16 protein-coding genes and 1 pseudogene are annotated in these 17,662 nt (G+C 49.6%); 4 read left to right on the top strand and 13 right to left on the bottom strand.

Annotation, left to right across the window (positions count from 1 at the left end; all coding sequences use genetic code 11):
• The 11 genes and pseudogenes from GPK90_RS14735 to GPK90_RS14685 form a co-directional block, all read right to left on the bottom strand.
• Positions 1-677, bottom strand: a pseudogene (locus GPK90_RS14735) (hypothetical protein); the annotation flags it as partial.
• 84 nt (positions 678-761) lie between these two features.
• Complete coding sequence (locus GPK90_RS14730) at positions 762-1,067, bottom strand: L7Ae/L30e/S12e/Gadd45 family ribosomal protein (RefSeq protein ID WP_118530688.1); 306 nt, start codon at positions 1,065-1,067, stop codon at positions 762-764.
• Positions 1,054-1,335, bottom strand: coding sequence for an RNase P modulator RnpM (rnpM, locus tag GPK90_RS14725; RefSeq protein ID WP_021904668.1), 282 nt, complete (start codon positions 1,333-1,335; stop codon positions 1,054-1,056). Before rnpM ends, GPK90_RS14730 begins: the two co-directional genes overlap by 14 nt.
• A gap of 20 nt (positions 1,336-1,355) precedes the next feature.
• The gene (nusA, locus tag GPK90_RS14720) at positions 1,356-2,540 is read right to left on the bottom strand and encodes a transcription termination factor NusA (protein ID WP_118530684.1); all 1,185 of its coding nucleotides are present in this window, start codon (positions 2,538-2,540) and stop codon (positions 1,356-1,358) included.
• A gap of 15 nt (positions 2,541-2,555) precedes the next feature.
• Entirely contained in the window at positions 2,556-3,023 is a 468-nt protein-coding gene (locus GPK90_RS14715) for a ribosome maturation factor RimP (protein ID WP_118298977.1), read from the bottom strand.
• A gap of 176 nt (positions 3,024-3,199) precedes the next feature.
• Positions 3,200-4,540, bottom strand: a complete 1,341-nt coding sequence (locus GPK90_RS14710; protein WP_118530681.1) for an MATE family efflux transporter — start codon at positions 4,538-4,540, stop codon at positions 3,200-3,202.
• A gap of 18 nt (positions 4,541-4,558) precedes the next feature.
• On the bottom strand, positions 4,559-5,407 hold the full coding sequence (locus GPK90_RS14705; RefSeq protein ID WP_118530679.1) for an ABC transporter permease: 849 nt from the start codon (positions 5,405-5,407) through the stop codon (positions 4,559-4,561).
• 15 nt (positions 5,408-5,422) lie between these two features.
• Complete coding sequence (locus GPK90_RS14700) at positions 5,423-6,592, bottom strand: extracellular solute-binding protein (protein WP_118530676.1); 1,170 nt, start codon at positions 6,590-6,592, stop codon at positions 5,423-5,425.
• 68 nt (positions 6,593-6,660) lie between these two features.
• Positions 6,661-7,635: an ABC transporter ATP-binding protein gene (locus GPK90_RS14695; protein WP_118530673.1), complete on the bottom strand. Its 975-nt coding sequence runs from the start codon at positions 7,633-7,635 to the stop codon at positions 6,661-6,663.
• A gap of 13 nt (positions 7,636-7,648) precedes the next feature.
• Entirely contained in the window at positions 7,649-8,479 is an 831-nt protein-coding gene (locus GPK90_RS14690) for an ABC transporter permease (RefSeq protein ID WP_118530669.1), read from the bottom strand.
• Entirely contained in the window at positions 8,479-9,144 is a 666-nt protein-coding gene (locus GPK90_RS14685; RefSeq protein ID WP_182426772.1) for a glycerophosphodiester phosphodiesterase, read from the bottom strand. Before GPK90_RS14685 ends, GPK90_RS14690 begins: the two co-directional genes overlap by 1 nt.
• Positions 9,145-9,370: 226 nt before the next feature.
• Between GPK90_RS14685 and GPK90_RS14680 the strand changes: the two genes are divergently transcribed.
• The 3 genes from GPK90_RS14680 (at position 9,371) to GPK90_RS14670 (ending at position 13,763) form a co-directional block, all read left to right on the top strand.
• Positions 9,371-9,883: a DUF6669 family protein gene (locus GPK90_RS14680; RefSeq protein ID WP_118530666.1), complete on the top strand. Its 513-nt coding sequence runs from the start codon at positions 9,371-9,373 to the stop codon at positions 9,881-9,883.
• Complete coding sequence (locus GPK90_RS14675) at positions 9,867-10,799, top strand: CehA/McbA family metallohydrolase (RefSeq protein WP_118530662.1); 933 nt, start codon at positions 9,867-9,869, stop codon at positions 10,797-10,799. Before GPK90_RS14680 ends, GPK90_RS14675 begins: the two co-directional genes overlap by 17 nt.
• Before the next feature lie 120 nt (positions 10,800-10,919).
• On the top strand, positions 10,920-13,763 hold the full coding sequence (locus tag GPK90_RS14670) for a translation factor GTPase family protein (RefSeq protein ID WP_215703313.1): 2,844 nt from the start codon (positions 10,920-10,922) through the stop codon (positions 13,761-13,763).
• A 246-nt stretch (positions 13,764-14,009) separates the two neighbouring features.
• On the opposite strand, the gene GPK90_RS14665 is transcribed toward GPK90_RS14670, so the two are convergent.
• Positions 14,010-15,602, bottom strand: coding sequence for an AAA family ATPase (locus GPK90_RS14665; protein WP_215703312.1), 1,593 nt, complete (start codon positions 15,600-15,602; stop codon positions 14,010-14,012).
• A gap of 17 nt (positions 15,603-15,619) precedes the next feature.
• Complete coding sequence (locus GPK90_RS14660) at positions 15,620-16,138, bottom strand: shikimate kinase (protein WP_118530653.1); 519 nt, start codon at positions 16,136-16,138, stop codon at positions 15,620-15,622.
• 605 nt (positions 16,139-16,743) lie between these two features.
• Here GPK90_RS14660 and aroE point away from each other — a divergent pair.
• A complete protein-coding gene (gene aroE / locus GPK90_RS14655) occupies positions 16,744-17,628 on the top strand; it encodes a shikimate dehydrogenase (RefSeq protein ID WP_215703311.1) in 885 nt (294 codons plus the stop codon).
• The last annotated feature ends 34 nt before the right edge of the window (positions 17,629-17,662 follow it).

Raw genomic sequence — 17,662 nt, 5'->3', positions numbered from 1 at the left:
TTTCCGTCGTTTCTTCCCTGGTAGCCGCCGCCCTGGCGGTTTCCGTCGTTTCTTCCCTGGTAGCCGCCCTGGCGGTTTCCATCGTTTCTTCCCTGGTAGCCGCCCTGACGATTGCCGTCTCTGCTGCCCTGATAGCCGCCCTGACGATTGCCGTCTCTGCTGCCCTGGTAACCGCCCTGACGATTGTCGCGATTGCCCTGATAGCCGCCCTGACGGTTGTCACGATTGCCGTCGCGGTTCGGGAACGGACGGCTCTCTCTCTGCTGGGACTGACCGTCTGTTCTTCCCTGGTTCGGGAGCGGACGGACATTCTCTCTGAGATCCTTTGCAGGTGCCTCAGATTTTGTCTCCTGTTTCTGTGCAGGTGCTGCCGGTGTCTCGGCTGTCTTTGCCGGTGCTTCTGCCGGTGCGTTTCCTGTCGTCGGTCTTACCTGCATGCCGGAACCGTTGTTCGGTCTTGCCGGTCTCTGTCCGCCCTGTGTACGGTTTCCCGCCGGGCGCTTCTGTGTACTGTTCTGCGGACGATAAACCGCAGCAAATTTCTTCTTTGCCGGTGCTGCCGGCGCATTATTTTCTCCCTCAGCCGGAACTGCCGGCTTTGTGGAATTCTCCTGATTCTGATTCAATGTATCTGTTCCCTCTTTTTTCTTTCCTAAATCCTTTTCAAACTCACTCACGCTCGCTACCTCCAAATCACGTTACAGTGCACAGCCACTTTTCGCCCGTGTACCGCAACTGGATCTTGCCGATGCTTCACATTCCTAATCGGCAAAATGCTTCAACAGTGCCTCGGAAAAATTCGGATCGATCACCGCCAGGGACGCTCTCATCTGCTTTCCCAGGATGTGGCCGAGTTCTTCCTTGTTTCCGAACTCAAAGTACGGGACTTTATAGTAAGTACACATGTTCCGGAACATTTTCTTCGTGTTGTCCGAAGATTCTTCCGACACGATCACCAGCCCGGCTTTTCCGGACTTTACCGCTTTTTCTGTGGAAAACTCGCCGCTTCTGACCTTTCCGGCCTTCTCCGCGAGTCCTAAAAGTCCAAGGATCTTATTTCTGTTCATCGATCTGTTCCATCTCCTTTTTCAGACTTTCGTAAACTTCTTTTGGAATTGCCATTTTAAAGGAGCGTTCCAGTCCACGGCTCTTCACTGCCTTTTCAAAGCATGCCATGGATGGGCAGATGTATGCGCCGCGTCCGTTTTTTCTCCCGGTCGCGTCGATGGAAATCACGTCGTCAGTACCTTTTAAAACCCGGATCAGCTCCCGCTTGTTTTTCATTTCACCGCAGCCGATGCACTGTCTCTGCGGAACCTTCTTTACTGTACTCACTGTCGTCGTTCCCTTCTCTCCTATTCTTCTGTCTCGGCCTGTGCTTCGGAAGTCTCCTCTGCCGGAGCTTCATTTTCTGCCGGAGCTTCTTCTCCTGCCGGCTCTACATCTTTCTCGTACTCGCCCTCAAAACCTTCCTCGCCGAAGTCCATATCATCGAAGAGTCCAAGCTCTCTCGCCTGTGTCTCGCTCTTGATATCGATCTTGTAGGTGGTCAGTCTTGCAGCCAGTCTTGCGTTCTGTCCTTCTTTACCGATCGCTAAGGATAACTGGTAATCCGGAACGATGACCTGTGCCTCTTTCTCGTCCTCATCCGCAACAACGGAGATGACCTTTGCAGGGCTCAGTGCGTTCTCGATCAGGAATGCCGGGTTGTCATCCCAGTTGATGATATCGATCTTCTCACCGCGGAGCTCATTTACGATCGCGTTGACTCTCGCGCCGTTTAAGCCGACACATGCGCCTACCGGATCTACGTTCGGATCTGTAGAGCTGACTGCGATCTTTGTTCTGGAACCTGCCTCACGGGCGATCGCGCGGATCTCAACGGTACCGTCACGAACCTCTGCGATCTCGGCCTCAAACAGACGTCTCACAAGGTCCGGATGGGTTCTGGATACGGAGATTCTCGGTCCTTTCGGGCTGTCCTTGACTTCCAGGATATAAACCTTGATACGCTCGGTTCTCTGGAAGGTCTCGCCTTTGACCTGCTCAGCCTCCGGGAGGATCGCATCGATCTTTCCGAGATCTACGCTGACATTGCGGCCGATGTAACGCTGAACGATACCGGTAACGACCTCTTTCTCCTTGCACTGCCACTCGCTTAACTGGGATTTCCGGCTCTCCTCGCGGATCTTCTGTAAGATCACGTTCTTCGCGTTCTGGGTCGCGATACGGCCGAAATCATGGGAATCAATGGGGATCTGGACGATGTCGCCAAGGACATGTCTCGGAGCGATCATTCTTGCGTCGGCGAGGCTGATCTGTGTGATCGGATCCTCCACGTTCTCAACGACCTCTTTTTCCATATATACGGAATAATCGCAGCCATCCGGATCAATGATGACTTTCACATTGTCGGCCTTGCCGAAATGGTTCTTGCAGGCTGTGAGAAGGGAGTTCTCGATGGCCTCCAGCAATGTGTCCTTACTGATGTTGTACTCTTTTTCGAGTATGTTCATCGATTCCATCAGTTCCTTGTTCATTTTTTATCCTCCTTATTAAAAATCGAATGCCAGACGAATTAAGGCAATGTCTTTTCTATTGAATGTACTCTCGGAACCATCCTCGTAGCGGATCGTCACGGTGTCCGCGTCATATGCTGTGAGGATCCCTGAAAAGTCTTTCTGTCTGTCGATCGCGCGGTACAGCTTGATGTCGACCGCCTCACCGAGACTTCTCTTAAAGTCTTTCTCTTTCTTTAACGGTCTTCCGAGTCCCGGGGAGCTCACCTCTAGGATATAGCTGTCATCGATAAAGTCCTCTTTATCGAGCCAGTCGCTCAGACGTCTCGATACCATCTCACAGTCATCCACTGTAAAACCGCCCTCTTTGTCGATGTACGCTCTCAGGTACCAGGTACCAGCTTCCTTCACGTACTCCACGTCGACCAGTTCATAATTGTTCTCTTCCATGATCGGGGTTAAAAACTTCTCGACCCTGGATTCATATTCCTCTCTTCTTGCCATGGGTTTCCACCGCCTCTCTGCCGGATCTTTCCGGTTATGCAAAACGAAAGAGTGGACGTTTCGTCCACTCTTTTGACCGGTTACTTATGTTATCGATTAGCATCATAGCATAGAAAGCCAGAAAAATCAAGGGTTTTACCGGGAAATCATAGAAATATCGGCATAATGGTCTCCTCTCAGGTCTGCCCCTGTTGCCTGTCATCAAAAAATCCTCTGCCTGCCAGCCACCGATACCGGATCGTCAAAAGAAGAAGCGCCATCCCCCAGGCGAGAGGTGTTGAGAGATATACCCCTGTGTATCCTGATATCCCCGAAAAAGCGGCACAGCCTGCCCATCTCGAAAATAATTCCAGAATTCCTCCCGCCATCGGAACTGCTGCTTCCCCGATTCCCTGAAGGGAGCTCCTCATGATCTGCATGGTACACAATAGCCAGAAAAAGACTGCAATGATGACCAGATACACATATCCGTACTCCACAATCTTTGGATCACAAGTTTCCATGAACAGACCAATGAATGGACGCCCCAGACATACATTGACGGCCGAAGACAGGATCACACAGACCGTGCCGAGAGCAATACATTGCCGGATCCCACACCGGATCCTTTCTCTCTTTCCGGCTCCCATATTCTGCCCGCAGTACACTTCCATTGCCAACGCCAACGCGTTAAACGGCTGGGTTACAAGATTCTCTACCTTTCCCGCGGCAGTATACCCCGCCACCACAAGCGCCCCGTGTTCATTCAGATACGCCTGCAGGATCATGATACCGACTGCTGTCACGGAAAACTGAAGTGCCATCGGAACTCCGATCCGCAGATGGGCGAACGCTTCCCTGCACTCCACCTTCAAATATCTTTTTTCCGGTCTCAATACCGGATACCGCTTCACTGCATATAGATGGCATGCGACCGCTGAGACAAGCTGGGATATCACGGTGGCAAGTGCGGCACCTCCCACCCCACTGTGGAAACCACGAATCATGATCACATCGAGAACCACATTCAGAACAGATGAAATGATCAGAAAATAGAGGGGCGTCCGGCTGTCTCCCAATGCGCGCAAAAGACCGGCCATCAGATTATAATATAAAACGGCTCCGAGTCCCAGATATGTGATCCGGATATAGGTACGCGCATAAGGAAAGATTTCCTCCGGCGTATTCATAAATTTCAAAAGTGGTACTGCCGTCGCAACGCTGAGCACCGTCAGCAGTACTGCCGTCACAACGCACAATACCATTGATGCTGCGGCGGATTCTTTTATTTTTTCAGGATCTCCCTGCCCCGCCCTCTGGGCTGTAACAACAGAAAAACCACCGGTCAAACCGGTGGCAAACCCAAGGACGAGGAAACTCATGGCAGCCGCTGCTCCGACTCCCGCCAACGGATATACACCGACCAGCCTGCCAATGATCATGGCATCTGCCAGACTGTACAGCTGCTGAAACAGATTTCCCATCAGCACAGGAATCGAAAACCGTAAGATCACTTTCCATGGTGTTCCCTCTGTCATATCAATTCCTCCATCCTGTTATCCCGCCTGTTTTTCCCAGTCGTTTTCTTTCATGTTCGTATAGACATAGACTGCTGCCGACAAAACAGAAAACAGGAACATGATCACAGAAAGGGCCGCTGCCTTCTCATAATGCATATTGTTAAACTGGTTATAAAGAGCGATTCCCATCATCTGGGGATTTGTTCCATCCATAAGATATGGGGTTGTAAATGAACTGATGTTGCTCATAAATACAAACGTAGCTGCTACGAACACATCCCGGTAAGTCATCGGAATGATCATGTCTTTTAAGATCCTCAGTTTTCCGGCACCGGCGTCCCTTGCCGCTTCAATGACCGGATTATGGATCTTGGACATCGCTGCCGCAAGGAGCATTGTAGCGAATGGTATGTTGAACCAGAGATTCATCAGCACGATTCCTTTTCCGTTATACATAAGACCAAGCTTGATATTCAGTCCAAAGAGCTGTGAGATCCGGTTAATCAGTCCGGAATCCCGGATAACCGTGATCATGCCGTTCACTGCCACCATTCCCGGAATAAATCTCGGGAGCAGATACAGATGACCGATCGCCCTGCTGACAACAGAGTCCGAAAATCTGAGATAGATCGCCAGGAAATAGGAGATCCCGATCGCCAGCACTACGGTAGCCATCACGATCTCAAGTGTATAAAGAATGTTCCCGCGCTGAATGCGGTCTGTAAAGAAAAATATGTAATTGTCAGGACCCCAGCCGCCTTCCTCCAGCTGGAAGCTGCGAAGAAGACTGACTGCGATCGGGTAAAAGATCACCGTTACCATGATCATGATCGACGGGAAAATGAGAAGATATGGCAATATCTTTTGAACGGTCGTTTTTTTCATATTCTCTCACTTCTCCTACTGAAGAGTTCCGATCTCTTTATCCCATTCCTCATATAACTCTGTTCCGAGAGTTCCAAGGCTGCTCATACGGAAGGAATCGACCTTCAGGGTCTCGATCGTCTTTGTGAGCTCTGGATCAAGAAGGCTGTAATCGATAACCGGAATTGCCGCCATGGAATCAAGAGCGATATTCTGCGCATCTGCGCTCAGCATGTAATCGATAAAGGCGTATGCACCATCCTCATTGGATCCGATCGATGGGATTCCGAGAACCACCGGATTTCCTGTAAAGGATGGGTCGATCTGACTGATGCGGATGGATTCCGGAAGCGTTCCCTGTTTCATCTGGGTCAGCGCCATATCTGCCCATGCAGGAACCATATCAACCTCTTTATTTGCAAGCAGATCCAGTGTTCCCTGGTTTTTGTTCGGGTATACAACTTTGCCGGAGGACTGGTACATATACGGATGGAGCTCTTTCAAAAGATCAAAGCCCTCTCCCCACTTTTCCTTCCAGGACTCATCAGAAGAGGTAAGCGCCTCCTCCGGGAGATAGTTGTAAATACTGGTCACAACAAAGGAACCGCCGGCTCCACCGGAGGATGGAGTATTGTATGCAAAACGGCCCGGATGATCCTTGATCCACTGATACAGCTCCTCTGCTGTTTTCGGCGGTTCCTTCACAACATCGGAATTATACGCAAGGACCACGGTTGTTCCGCGATATGGGATTACCAGATCATTTCTGTAGGTGGATTCCACTTTAAGATTCTCTGCATTCGGGATCTTAGAACGATCCAGCGTTACAAAGAAGTCTTCTCCTCCTTCCGAGATGTACTTTGTCACTTCGTCTCCGCCAAGCTCGATCACATCAAAGTTTGTTTTCGTCTGACCCGCCTTTTTTGCCGCCACTACACGGTCAAAAAGGCCTTCCGCTCCTGTACCGGATGTGATAAACTCCAACTTTGCTTCATACTTGTCCTGAGAAGCATTAAATGTTTCGATCTGCTTTTCAAACTGTACACGGACATTATCCGATCCACCGGCCCACACGGTAACGACGGACTTTCCGTTTCCTGCTTTTTGTGCAGTTGTATTTCCTGCCCCGGAGCAGCCCGTCATAAACGCCGCTCCCATTGCCAGAGACATGATAACCGCAGTAATTTTCTTTCCATTGCACTTCATTTTCAATTTCTCCTTTAATATATGAATGATGTTGGGAACAAAAGGGATCTCATCGTCTGAACTTATATTCAGGCACAATACTCGTATGTCTTTATAAATTTCATTGATACCAGATCGCGCGGCTTAAATTCTTCCTCCGCGCCTTTTGGTACATATGTTTTTATGATCTGACCATCGGACTCTACATTGACCTCGACATAATGTCCAAGGACCATGACTGTCCGGACATATCCCTTTTTCTCACCGGATACATCACCTTTTGTCACGATCACATCCTCCGGACGCACAGCCAGTGTCTTCACTCCTCCATCCGGCAGGAAATTCATTTCCCCGATGAAGGATGCCACGAACCGGCTTGCCGGATGATCATAGATTTCGGTCGGAGTTCCGATCTGCTCGATCACTCCCTTGTTCATTACAACGATCCGATGGGAAAGAGCCATGGCCTCTTCCTGATCATGTGTGACAAAAACAACCGTGATCTTCAGTTCTTCCTGAATTTTCTTTAATTCTTCCCTCATCTGCGCACGGATCTTGGCATCCAGTGCGGAAAACGGCTCATCCAGAAGAAGGACCGATGGTTTTAAAAGAAGAGCCCTCGCGATCGCCACCCGCTGCTGCTGGCCTCCGGATAACTGTCCCGGATATTTCTTTTCAAAGCCCTGCATATTTACAAGCTCAAGCCCACGCTTCACGCTTCGGCTGATCTCTTCTTTTGAATATTTTTTTATCTTAAGACCAAACGCCAGATTCTCATACACCGTCATATGCGGCCACAGATTATAGCTCTGGAATACCATCGCCGTCGGCCGGTTCTCCGGTGCCAGATCCTTCACGGAGCAGCCATCGATCAGAATGTCTCCGTCATCAATATCAAGGAAACCTCCGATCGTTCTGAGGATCGTGGATTTTCCACATCCGGATGGTCCCAGCATCGTGAGAAATTCACCTTCCCTGACATCCATGTTGATGTTTTCCACTCCGTCCCCGTTTTTATAATGCTTTTTCATGTTTCTGATCTGAAGTTTTACTTTTTCTTCCATAACTTGCTCCTTTTTACATTCCATAACCTTTCGAGATCGTATCTGCACTCAGGTATTTTTTCATTGCGAGCAGGATCAGAATCGTCGGAATGATCAAGATCAACGATAATACCGGTCCTGCAGTCAGAGGATATTCCATGATCACCCCGTAAAGCTCTACCGGCATGGTTTTTACCTCCGGGAAACCGACAAGAAGGGTTCCCTGTGCCTCTTCCAAAGAACCAAGGAAGGTAAACACGCCGCCAACCGCGATCCCCGGCATCGCTAACGGAAGGGTAATGCTGAAAAATGTTCTGAGGGGTCCTGCTCCTGCGTCTCTCGCTGACTCCTCCTGCTGCCGGTAAACGCTTTTAAAGGAACCGCTCGGGATCCAGGTCATAAACATCAGGGAATTGACTACATGAATGATCACAACACCAAGGAAGGTTCCCATCAGGTTTAATTTATAAAACAGGATTCCGATCGAAATGTAGAGTCCCATTCTCGGATATGCGTTGCTGAGCAGAAAGGACAGGAGGAAGATTCGTTTTCCTCTGAAATTATATCTGGCAAGAGCGTAAGCGGCCGGGATGCAGATCAGCATGGAGACTGCTGTTACGACGATTGCCAGCGCGAAGGAGGTCGTGATCGACCCCATAAGACTGTTCTGGTCCAGAACAAATTCCCACCACTTAAAGCCAAATTTCTGTGGTATGATCGCCGGGACTTCATATTTATCCGCAAAAGCCAGCATACACAGATTCATAAGCGGAACGTAGAAGAAAAAGAGAAATGCCGCAAAGAAGATGTACTGCAAAAAGTTCCTTTTCCCCATCATGTGATAAAATGCTCTCGGCGTCATCATTACAGCTCCATCTCCTTCTTCACCAGGATCGCTCCCTTTAAATTTCTGGTCGTGATATTTTCCGCTTTCCTTATCATGAGCCGTTTAAGTTCCTTTTCATCATTGACTGTCCAGGCAGAGCATCCAAGTCCTTTTCCTTTGATAAAGGTTATGATCTCATCTGTCAGGATATGGTACTCAGCGTTGATGCAGGTAACCGGAAGACTTGCCGCCTTTTCGATCGCCTCTTTCAGCTTTCTTTCCCTGTCCTGCTCTTCTTCCTTATAAATATCCGGATAAAGATTTTCAATATTTAAAAAGATTCTGGCTTTTTCAAAATTTTTCTTGTTCTCCTCCAGATGGACCGGATCCACCTCACCGGAATAGATCAGCCGTTCTTCCATATGGAAGTGACATGCCATTCGGTACACCGGGATTTCCAGATCTCTTTCCTTCAGGTCACAGTTGATCATCTTTTCAGGCACCTGTGCCATCCGTTCAAACACGTTTCTTAAAAAAACACCCTCGCCGCCATTGTCATCATGTGAAAGGATCAGATCTCCATCCTGTCCCTTCCGGACATCGACTTCCAGACAACCTGCCTCGGATCTGAGAGCATACGTGACAAATTCAAGGGAATTGTCTTCTGTTCCGTCACATCCTGAATGAGCTGTTATGATTCCCATTGTTTTCTCTCCTTTTTGATTTTTACCCCGTCACTCTATCAGTTAATTGTAAAATGTAACTGCATTTGCAGGTAAATAAATCCATAATTTTCAGTAAAGTACATTTAATTGTATGAATTTAAAAAACATTTACAGGTGCTTTACCTTTTTTATTCTTTCATTTTAAAATGATGGGTTACATTAAAAAAATCCAATTCAATGTACTTATTAAGGAGGCCAACGATTTATGGAAATGATCCAGCGTTTTTCCGGTGTGCTCCATCAGGGGTATCACGGGAATATCATTTACAATTTTTTTCTTCCTTCTGATCTTTCTTCCCTCTCTGTTGTTCTTACTTATCAGAAAGAACATCCTTCCGATCCTGACAGTTATTTCAACAGGCGTAGGACGGAGCTTGCCCCAATTCTGGAACAATATATGGAACAACCGGTTTCTGAAGATCTGCTCCGCAGGGAAATCAACGCTATAAAAACAGAGATCCAGCTCTGCTTCATGTTAAATTCCGTCTTCGTCGGAAACATCCATATGCCGGGGGAAGTAAAGGAAATGACAATTTCGGGAAATTCTGCCAGCCACGGCTGTATCCCCTGTAAGGATCTCTCCGGCATGGCAAAAATCATCATAAACATCTTTCATGCAGCGGAAGATGAGACACCCTACCAGCTTGAGATTTTCGGAGAATCCCGCGATCCTGCAAAAATCGGGAAGGAGACAAATGAACATGTGGAAAAGAATTGAACTTCACAATCATACCGTAGAATCTGACGGCAGTATGACCGTCACCGAGCTCGTGCGCTTTCTTACTTCAAAACATATCCGTTCCTTTTCTCTCACGGATCATAATACGATATCGGGCTGGAGACAGCTCCCGGAATCTGTCCGTGAAATCTCCCCGGATTCCGAATTTATCTGTGGCTATGAACTGACCTCGTACTTCGGGCATATGCTGTGCCAGAACATCGATTCCTATATTCCCTGGGACGATATCAATGCTGGCTGTGCGGATCCTTTATTTCAGAGAGTCCATGAGGCCGGCGGACTGGCCGGTCCTGCCCACCCCTGTTCCATTCCTTTTCCGTTTTCTACCGGGATGCGCTGGTCCATGAGGATCCATGACCACAGTCTGATCGATTTCATTGAGATCATAAACAATGCCCACCCGATGATCCCTGACAACAAAAACGCGATCTTATGGTGGGAGGATCTGATCTTTCAGGGATACCATATCGCGGCCACATCCGGACTTGATCTGCATCAGCCACAGCTTCCGGACCATTTGTTTACAACATTCCTCCGGATCTCTGATCCGTTCCTCCACCGCTCTCTGAAGGATCAGTTGGAACACTGTATCAAAAATACGGAAACCTGCGTCACCCGCGGACCGGTCGCAGACTGGTTTGCGGACCGGGAACGGCTCTATATCCGTTTAGAGCCGGGACTGACGCCCCCTGATATCCATGGATCTTATCTTTGTGAGCTGCGCACAGAACAGGGCCGTCATGTATTTTCCTTCGACGGGTTTCTCTGTGTCCTGCCCACATCTGTCCTTTCTGAGATCAGACAGGCTGCCTTGTTCTTTATCTATCAGGACCTGGTAGACTGGGAACATCTCATCTGCATTGCGCGTCCGTTCTTCCGACCGGATCCCTGTTGACAGGGGCCGCCCATTGATACGCCACTGTATCGTTGCATAAGGTTCTTTTTTCTGATATACTGTGTCTAAATACTGGTTCAGTGGACCGTTATGGAAATTTTCAGAAAGCGGACTTAATATATGAAACGATTTGTGATCGGAATCCTCGCGCATGTCGATGCCGGAAAGACAACGATGTCCGAGGCAATTTTATACGAGACAGGAAAACTAAAGAAAATGGGGCGTGTGGACAATCGTGACGCCTTTCTTGATACCTTCGCGCTTGAACGCGCCCGGGGCATCACGATCTTTTCAAAGCAGGCGGTCTTTCCGTTGGGCGATACTTTCGTGACACTCCTCGACACGCCGGGTCATGTGGACTTTTCGGCGGAGATGGAGCGGACACTGCAGGTCCTTGACTATGCGGTATTGATCGTCAGCGGAGCTGATGGGGTTCAGGGACATACGGAGACACTGTGGAGACTTTTAAAACGGTATCGGATCCCGGTATTTCTCTTTGTGAATAAGATGGATCAGAAGGGGACGGATCGAGAGGCGGTGCTGGCATCACTGAAGGAACGGCTGGATCACGGGATCGTGGATTTCAGCGGGGTGTCCGGAAACCGTGATATTCTTGGAACTTCTGATAAAACCGCTGAGGAGATTGCCACCTGCGATGAAGCACTTCTGGAAGCTTATCTGGCAGACGGCAGCTTAAAGACGGAGGACGTTCGGAACGCAATCCAGAACCGGAAGCTCTTTCCCTGCTTTTTCGGCTCCGCGTTAAAGCTCACCGGCGTCCGGGAATTTCTGACCGCCCTCGGGGAATTTGCGTCATGCCCGGACTATACGAAGGACTTCGGTGCAAAGGTGTTTAAGATCTCCCGCGACGAGACAGGTGTACGGATGACGCATTTGAAGATCACGGGCGGAAATTTGAAGATCCGTGATTCGCTGTCACTTGATTCAGATGAGAAGATCAACCAGATCCGGCTCTATTCCGGCTCAAAGTTCGAGGCGTTAAAGGAGGCGGAACCCGGCATGGTGGTGGCTGTCACAGGGATTTCCGACACGAAGCCGGGACAGGTCTTCGGAACTGCCTCCGACAGTGTTCTTCCACTCCTGGAGCCGGTCCTCACATACCGGATCCTACTGCCATTCGGAACAGACTCCCACACCATGCTCAAAAATATGCGCATGCTGGAGGAGGAAGACCCGCAGCTCCACATTGTCTGGAACGAGGCGCTTGGCGAAATTCAGGCACAGGTCATGGGCGATGTGCAGATGGAGATCTTAAAGAGCCAGGTTCTGGACCGTTTCGGCGTGGAGATCGGTTTTGGAGAAGGAAATATTGTCTACAAGGAAACGATCGCTAAGACCGTCGAGGGCGTCGGACATTTCGAACCGCTGCGCCACTACGCGGAAGTCCATCTTTTAATGGAACCCGGAGAGCAGGGAAGCGGACTCGTCTTTGATACCAACTGCAGCGAGGATATGCTGGATAAGAACTGGCAGAGACTGATTTTAACGCATCTCGAAGAAAAGAGATTTCGCGGGATTTTAACGGGCTCTGAGATCACCGATATGAAGCTCACTCTGATCGCCGGACGTGCCCACCAGAAGCACACTGAGGGTGGGGATTTCCGTCAGGCAACCTACCGCGCTGTCCGTCAGGGACTCTGCGAGGCGGGGTGTGTGCTCTTAGAGCCTTACTACGCATTCCGTCTGGAGGTTCCGTCCGAGAATCTCGGACGCGCGATGGCGGACCTCGACCGGATGCAGGGTGAATTTTCCGCACCGGAGCAGGACGGCGCAATGGCTCTGCTCACCGGGACCGCGCCGGTTTCCACGATGCGGAACTACCAGCGGGATGTGATCTCCTACACGAAAGGACGCGGAAGACTGACGCTCAGCCTTTCCGGGTATGAACCGTGCCACAACGCGGAGGAAGTCATCGCTGCTTCCGGATATGATTTCGATTTTGACCTTCAGGACCCGGCAGGATCTGTTTTCTGCTCCCACGGCGCCGGCTTTGTCGTTCCGTGGAACGAAGTGAAAAACTATATGCATGTGGAGAGTCCGCTCGCAAAGCAGCTTGCGAAGGAAGCGCAGGAGCGGGATTTAAGAGAGGCAAATGAACGGCTCCAGGCGATGGAGGCCGATGTGGCGGCCGGGAAGGTTCCGGCCGGAGCAGCCGGCGGCAGTGCAAAGTTTCGTTCCGGCAGTCCCTCTGGTGCTGTTTCTGAGGCAGCGGTTGCTGCAAATACAGGTTCCGGCTCTTCCCGCGGCCGCGGAGACGGCTCCCTCTCCTTCTATGATGATAAGGAACTCCAGGCGATCTTCACCCGTACATACGGCGAACCGAAGCGAAAACTCGCCTCGGACTATGACTCCCGCACCGTGATCCGGGCCAAAAATACAGCTCCTGTAAAACCGTCAAAAGAGAAAGAGGAGCCGGAAGACGAATATCTTCTCGTCGACGGCTACAACATCATCTTTGCATGGGACGAGCTGAGTGAGCTTGCCGCCGTCAATATCGATGCGGCCCGCTACAAGCTCATGGACATCTTGAGCAATTATCAGGGATTCCGGAAGATCTGCGTCATCGTTGTCTTCGATGCCTACAAGGTTCCGGGCGGTGTCGAGAAAGTCCAGAAATATCACAACATCCACGTTGTGTATACAAAAGAAGCGGAGACCGCAGACCAGTACATCGAAAAAGTCGCGATCCGTATCGGCAGGCGTTACCGCACCACCGTAGCAACCTCCGACGGCGTGATCCAGCTCATCATCCGCAGCCAGGGCTGCATCCTCTGGTCCGCAAGAGATTTCCGTGAAGAGATCGAACGCGTCGGCAAGCTGATCTCCGAGGAGAAAGGAAAACATACCGGCAGTGCGAAGAATTACCTCTTCCTGCACGCCGATGAGGAGACGAGAAAATATCTGGAAGATGTGCGGCTGGGGAAGAAACCGGAGATGCCGTAGTCATTTTTCGCAAATGGCGGAATTTCTCATTTTTCTGCCTTGCGCGGTTGCCTGCGGCATTCTCAGGCTTCTCGCAAGTGCACATTCCTGGAACATACTGCCTTTTTCCGGAAGGTTTCATCGAATTTTCCGCAAAAACAAAAAAGAGACCTTCACTGGTCTTCCCAATTTTCTGCCGCTGACATATTCAGCTTCTGAAAATTTGGGGATGACCGTGAAGGTCTCTTTTTTATCTTATCTGATCCATTATTTTTTCATGGATTCGATTACGCATTCATGTTTCTTTGTACTCTTATCATAATTGATCCCCACCAGCAGTAAATTTCCATGGTAATCTTTCAATGCATTCCCATACTGCTTTTCTTTTATCTGTGCCAGCGCGGCATCCGCACCTTTATCCCACTTTAATTCTATGATAATTGCCGGTTTATCCAGATGGTGTTTCCGTGGGATCATACAGATATCAGTAAATCCTTTTCCTGATGGCAGTTCACGCACGATCGCATAATATTCTCTCGCAAAATAAAATGCAAGACTGACCGTACAACTAAGTGAATTTTCATCATTATACTGAAGAATAGAAATCTCTTCATGTGCCTTATCGATTCCTGCTGCCACTGTATCAGCATCCATTTTCCACAGTGCATCCAGTAATCTGCGGGATGCTTCCACCGAATCTGCAACTCCATGCCAGCTCATGGTACTGATCACATTGACATATTCTTTCGAAACTTCCTTATTGGGAATTTCCACTGTCCCATTCGTACTATTGTAAGTCAGATATCCAAGATGTACCAAGAGCGTAAGGACATCATCCTTTGTCGCAAAAGTCGTCATGTCGTTACTGAATGTACCAATATTGACGTACACTGCCTCGCCTGCAAGCATTCTGACGACTGAATCCTGCAGCCCATCCATATTCATCTGGATATAGATCTTCAGTGCTTCATAAGTTTCCGTCTGATTCCAGTATGTTCCAAACTTATGTCTGAGCATGGCCTCTACAACAGATTTCGGGCTGTACATGGAATAGTACTGATCCCCGGACTTCCGGTGTGCGACAAGCCCATATCCATCATACCATGCCTTTGCTTCGTCAAAATCCATCTCATATTTCTGACAGAGCTGTGCCACTTCCTGTCCGGTAAATCCAAAATACTCCGCAAGCTCCCCCGGATCTGTCATGGAATACTCTGTAAACATATTTAACGCAGAATGTGATCCGTATTTTTTTATCGGAAGAATGCCTGTCATATACGCAAGAGCAACATACTCTTTATCCTTCAGCCATGCCCGTAGAAAATCCAGATATTTCTTCTGTGAATCCTGATCCTGCTGGTATTCCCGGAACAGGCAGTCCCATTCATCGATCAGGATCACAAATGCTCGTTTCGTCTTTGCATAAATATCTTTCATTACCTGGATCAGATTACTCTCGTCCCGAAAACGAACATCATCAAAATGTTCCATGAGATCAAACACCAGATATTTTTTCAACATCGAAAGCATCTCATCCATACTTCCTGTCATGCTGAGGAATTCCTGTATGTTTACCTTGATCACATCATATTGATTCAAATGAGCACGATAGGATTCCGCTTTGCTGATCTTCAGCGAACGAAACAATAAATCTGCATCTTCCCCACGCTCATAATAAGCAGCAAGCATATCTGCTGCCATTGATTTTCCAAAACGTCTTGGTCGGCTTACACACAGGAACTTTTGTCTTGTATCCAAAACTGCATTCGTTTTTTCGATCAGACCTGTCTTATCTACATAAATTTCAGAATTCAGTCTCTCCTGAAATCCCTTGCTTCCCGGATTCAGGTAACTTCCCATGTGCAATCCTCCCTTCTTTATTTTCCGCACTTACCAAGGATCTCCCCACAGATCTCCTCCGCTGTCTTTCCATCCGTCGCAACGGTGATATCTGCGGCCGCCTCATACTTCGAACGACGCTTTTCCATCAGATCCTCAATGTAAGAAAGATTCATATTTCCATTCAGGACTGGGCGCTCTGTGCTGTCCTTGACTCTCCCATAGATCGTCTCCGGTGTCGCTGTGAGAAGGACGATCTTTCCGCATTTCTTCATAAGACGGACATTCTCCTCCTTCAGCACGGCTCCGCCCCCGCACGAAATCACCGCCGGATCCCGGTCTGAAAAACTGCGGATCAGCGCTGTCTCAAGTGACCGGAAATATGGCTCACCTTTCTCTTTAAAGATTTCCGCGATCTCCATCTGTTCCCCGTTCACGATCTCCTGATCCATCTCCACCTGCTCCGCCCCGGTCATCTCCGCCAGACGCGCCGCATTCGTACTCTTTCCACATCCCATAAATCCGATCAGAAAAATATGTTCCTTCAGTCCTGCCATCCTTACATTCTCCTCTTTCGCCGCCCGTGCCACACAGAATTTCTGTTCTGTCCTCACAGGTATCATTAAGAAAAGTATAGCAGATATAAAAAAGAACTGCAAGCCGGGGATTACCGCAGGCCCTGCCTTGCCGCTATGTCGCGTTACCCCCCCCCAAGTTTTCCCCGGAATAATCTGAAAGCTCTCATTCCCGATGTATCTCAACGGTAGCTTTCCGCCAATTCATCCTTCATTCCTCATAGCGCCGATCCAACCCAACAGTAAGCTTCCGCCAGCGCATCCTTCTTAGCACCCAATATCTCCCAGCGGTGAGCTTCCGGGCAGGAGTGCATGATCCGGGGAGCTGGCTTCCTCTTAGCTCGCGGGTGACTGCGTTGGAGAATCGGGGACACTTGTCTGAGCGCAGCGAGTTGTGTCCCCGATTCTCCGCCCTTAGCAGTCTCCCGGGGGCTTAGAGGAACCCTCCCCGCATCCCCAGCACTCCTGTCCGGAAGCTCACCGCGTACCACTCGCCAACATATTCTGCATTTCATCTCTCCATTGCATTCCCCCACCCCCACTGCTATAATAAAAAAATGAAAATAATCCCCGGAGGTACCCATAAAATGGAACATCATACACCCACCCCGATCACCGGCCACACCGCCCTGATCTGCCTTCTCGGCAGTCCCTGCGCCCACAGCATCTCCCCAATGATGCACAACGCATCCTTTGAAGCACTCGGTCTCGACTACCGCTATCTCGCCTTTGACGTAAATGAAGCAACACTTCCAACCGCTGTCGCCGGCTTAAAAGTCCTCGGTGCCCGCGGTTTCAACCTGACCATGCCGGATAAAAACCTCATGGTCTCCCTCTGCGACGAACTCTCTACCGCTGCCCGGATCATCGGCGCTGTCAACACGGTCGTAAACGAAAACGGACGCCTTATCGGCCATAACACCGACGGCATCGGCTACATGCAGTCCGTAAAAGATGCCGGTTATGACATCATCGGCAAAAAAATGACTCTTCTCGGAGCCGGCGGCGCCGCGACCGCGATCCTGGTCCAGGCGGCACTCGACGGCTTAAAGGAAATCTCTGTCTTCGTGAGACCGACCAGCCGATTCTATGACCGCCTGGTACATACTGTGGACGAACTCACAAAGATCACCGACTGCAAGATCAAAATCTGCGATTTTTCCGACGCTGAACTCTTAAAACAAGAACTCGCAGACAGCGCCATCCTCACAAACGGAACCTCCGTCGGCATGGCCCCGCACGAGGATACCTGCCCGGTCCCGGAAGATCTCGTCTTCCCGGACGGTCTCATCGTATCCGACATCATCTACAATCCGCGTGAGACAAGACTCCTCTCCATGGCAAAACATCAGGGAAACCCGTTCTTCAACGGTTCCTACATGCTCCTCTACCAAGGCGCCGAGGCGTTCCGCCTCTGGACCAGAAAAGAGATGCCGGTGGAGCAGATCAAACGTGAGTTTTTCTCCAGATAAGACAGTCTGCAAGTTTTTGATCCTGCATCCCGGA

The sequence above is a fragment of the Clostridium sp. MCC344 genome (assembly GCF_018785365.1).
Classification (GTDB): domain Bacteria; phylum Bacillota; class Clostridia; order Lachnospirales; family Lachnospiraceae; genus Pilosibacter.
Note: the sequence above shows the minus strand (reverse complement) of the source record. Positions and strands in the feature narration are given on the sequence as shown.

What these genes read in the sequence shown, in the direction of transcription:
- GPK90_RS14730 (WP_118530688.1), bottom strand. Translation starts at nt 1,067, where the DNA reads ATGAACAGAAATAAGATCCTTGGACTTTTAGGACTCGCGGAGAAGGCC.
- nusA (WP_118530684.1), bottom strand. Translation starts at nt 2,540, where the DNA reads ATGAACAAGGAACTGATGGAATCGATGAACATACTCGAAAAAGAGTAC.
- GPK90_RS14715 (WP_118298977.1), bottom strand. Translation starts at nt 3,023, where the DNA reads ATGGCAAGAAGAGAGGAATATGAATCCAGGGTCGAGAAGTTTTTAACC.
- GPK90_RS14710 (WP_118530681.1), bottom strand. Translation starts at nt 4,540, where the DNA reads ATGACAGAGGGAACACCATGGAAAGTGATCTTACGGTTTTCGATTCCT.
- GPK90_RS14705 (WP_118530679.1), bottom strand. Translation starts at nt 5,407, where the DNA reads ATGAAAAAAACGACCGTTCAAAAGATATTGCCATATCTTCTCATTTTC.
- GPK90_RS14700 (WP_118530676.1), bottom strand. Translation starts at nt 6,592, where the DNA reads ATGAAGTGCAATGGAAAGAAAATTACTGCGGTTATCATGTCTCTGGCA.
- GPK90_RS14695 (WP_118530673.1), bottom strand. Translation starts at nt 7,635, where the DNA reads ATGGAAGAAAAAGTAAAACTTCAGATCAGAAACATGAAAAAGCATTAT.
- GPK90_RS14690 (WP_118530669.1), bottom strand. Translation starts at nt 8,479, where the DNA reads ATGATGACGCCGAGAGCATTTTATCACATGATGGGGAAAAGGAACTTT.
- GPK90_RS14685 (WP_182426772.1), bottom strand. Translation starts at nt 9,144, where the DNA reads ATGGGAATCATAACAGCTCATTCAGGATGTGACGGAACAGAAGACAAT.
- GPK90_RS14680 (WP_118530666.1), top strand. Translation starts at nt 9,371, where the DNA reads ATGGAAATGATCCAGCGTTTTTCCGGTGTGCTCCATCAGGGGTATCAC.
- GPK90_RS14675 (WP_118530662.1), top strand. Translation starts at nt 9,867, where the DNA reads ATGTGGAAAAGAATTGAACTTCACAATCATACCGTAGAATCTGACGGC.
- GPK90_RS14670 (WP_215703313.1), top strand. Translation starts at nt 10,920, where the DNA reads ATGAAACGATTTGTGATCGGAATCCTCGCGCATGTCGATGCCGGAAAG.
- GPK90_RS14665 (WP_215703312.1), bottom strand. Translation starts at nt 15,602, where the DNA reads ATGGGAAGTTACCTGAATCCGGGAAGCAAGGGATTTCAGGAGAGACTG.
- GPK90_RS14660 (WP_118530653.1), bottom strand. Translation starts at nt 16,138, where the DNA reads ATGGCAGGACTGAAGGAACATATTTTTCTGATCGGATTTATGGGATGT.
- aroE (WP_215703311.1), top strand. Translation starts at nt 16,744, where the DNA reads ATGGAACATCATACACCCACCCCGATCACCGGCCACACCGCCCTGATC.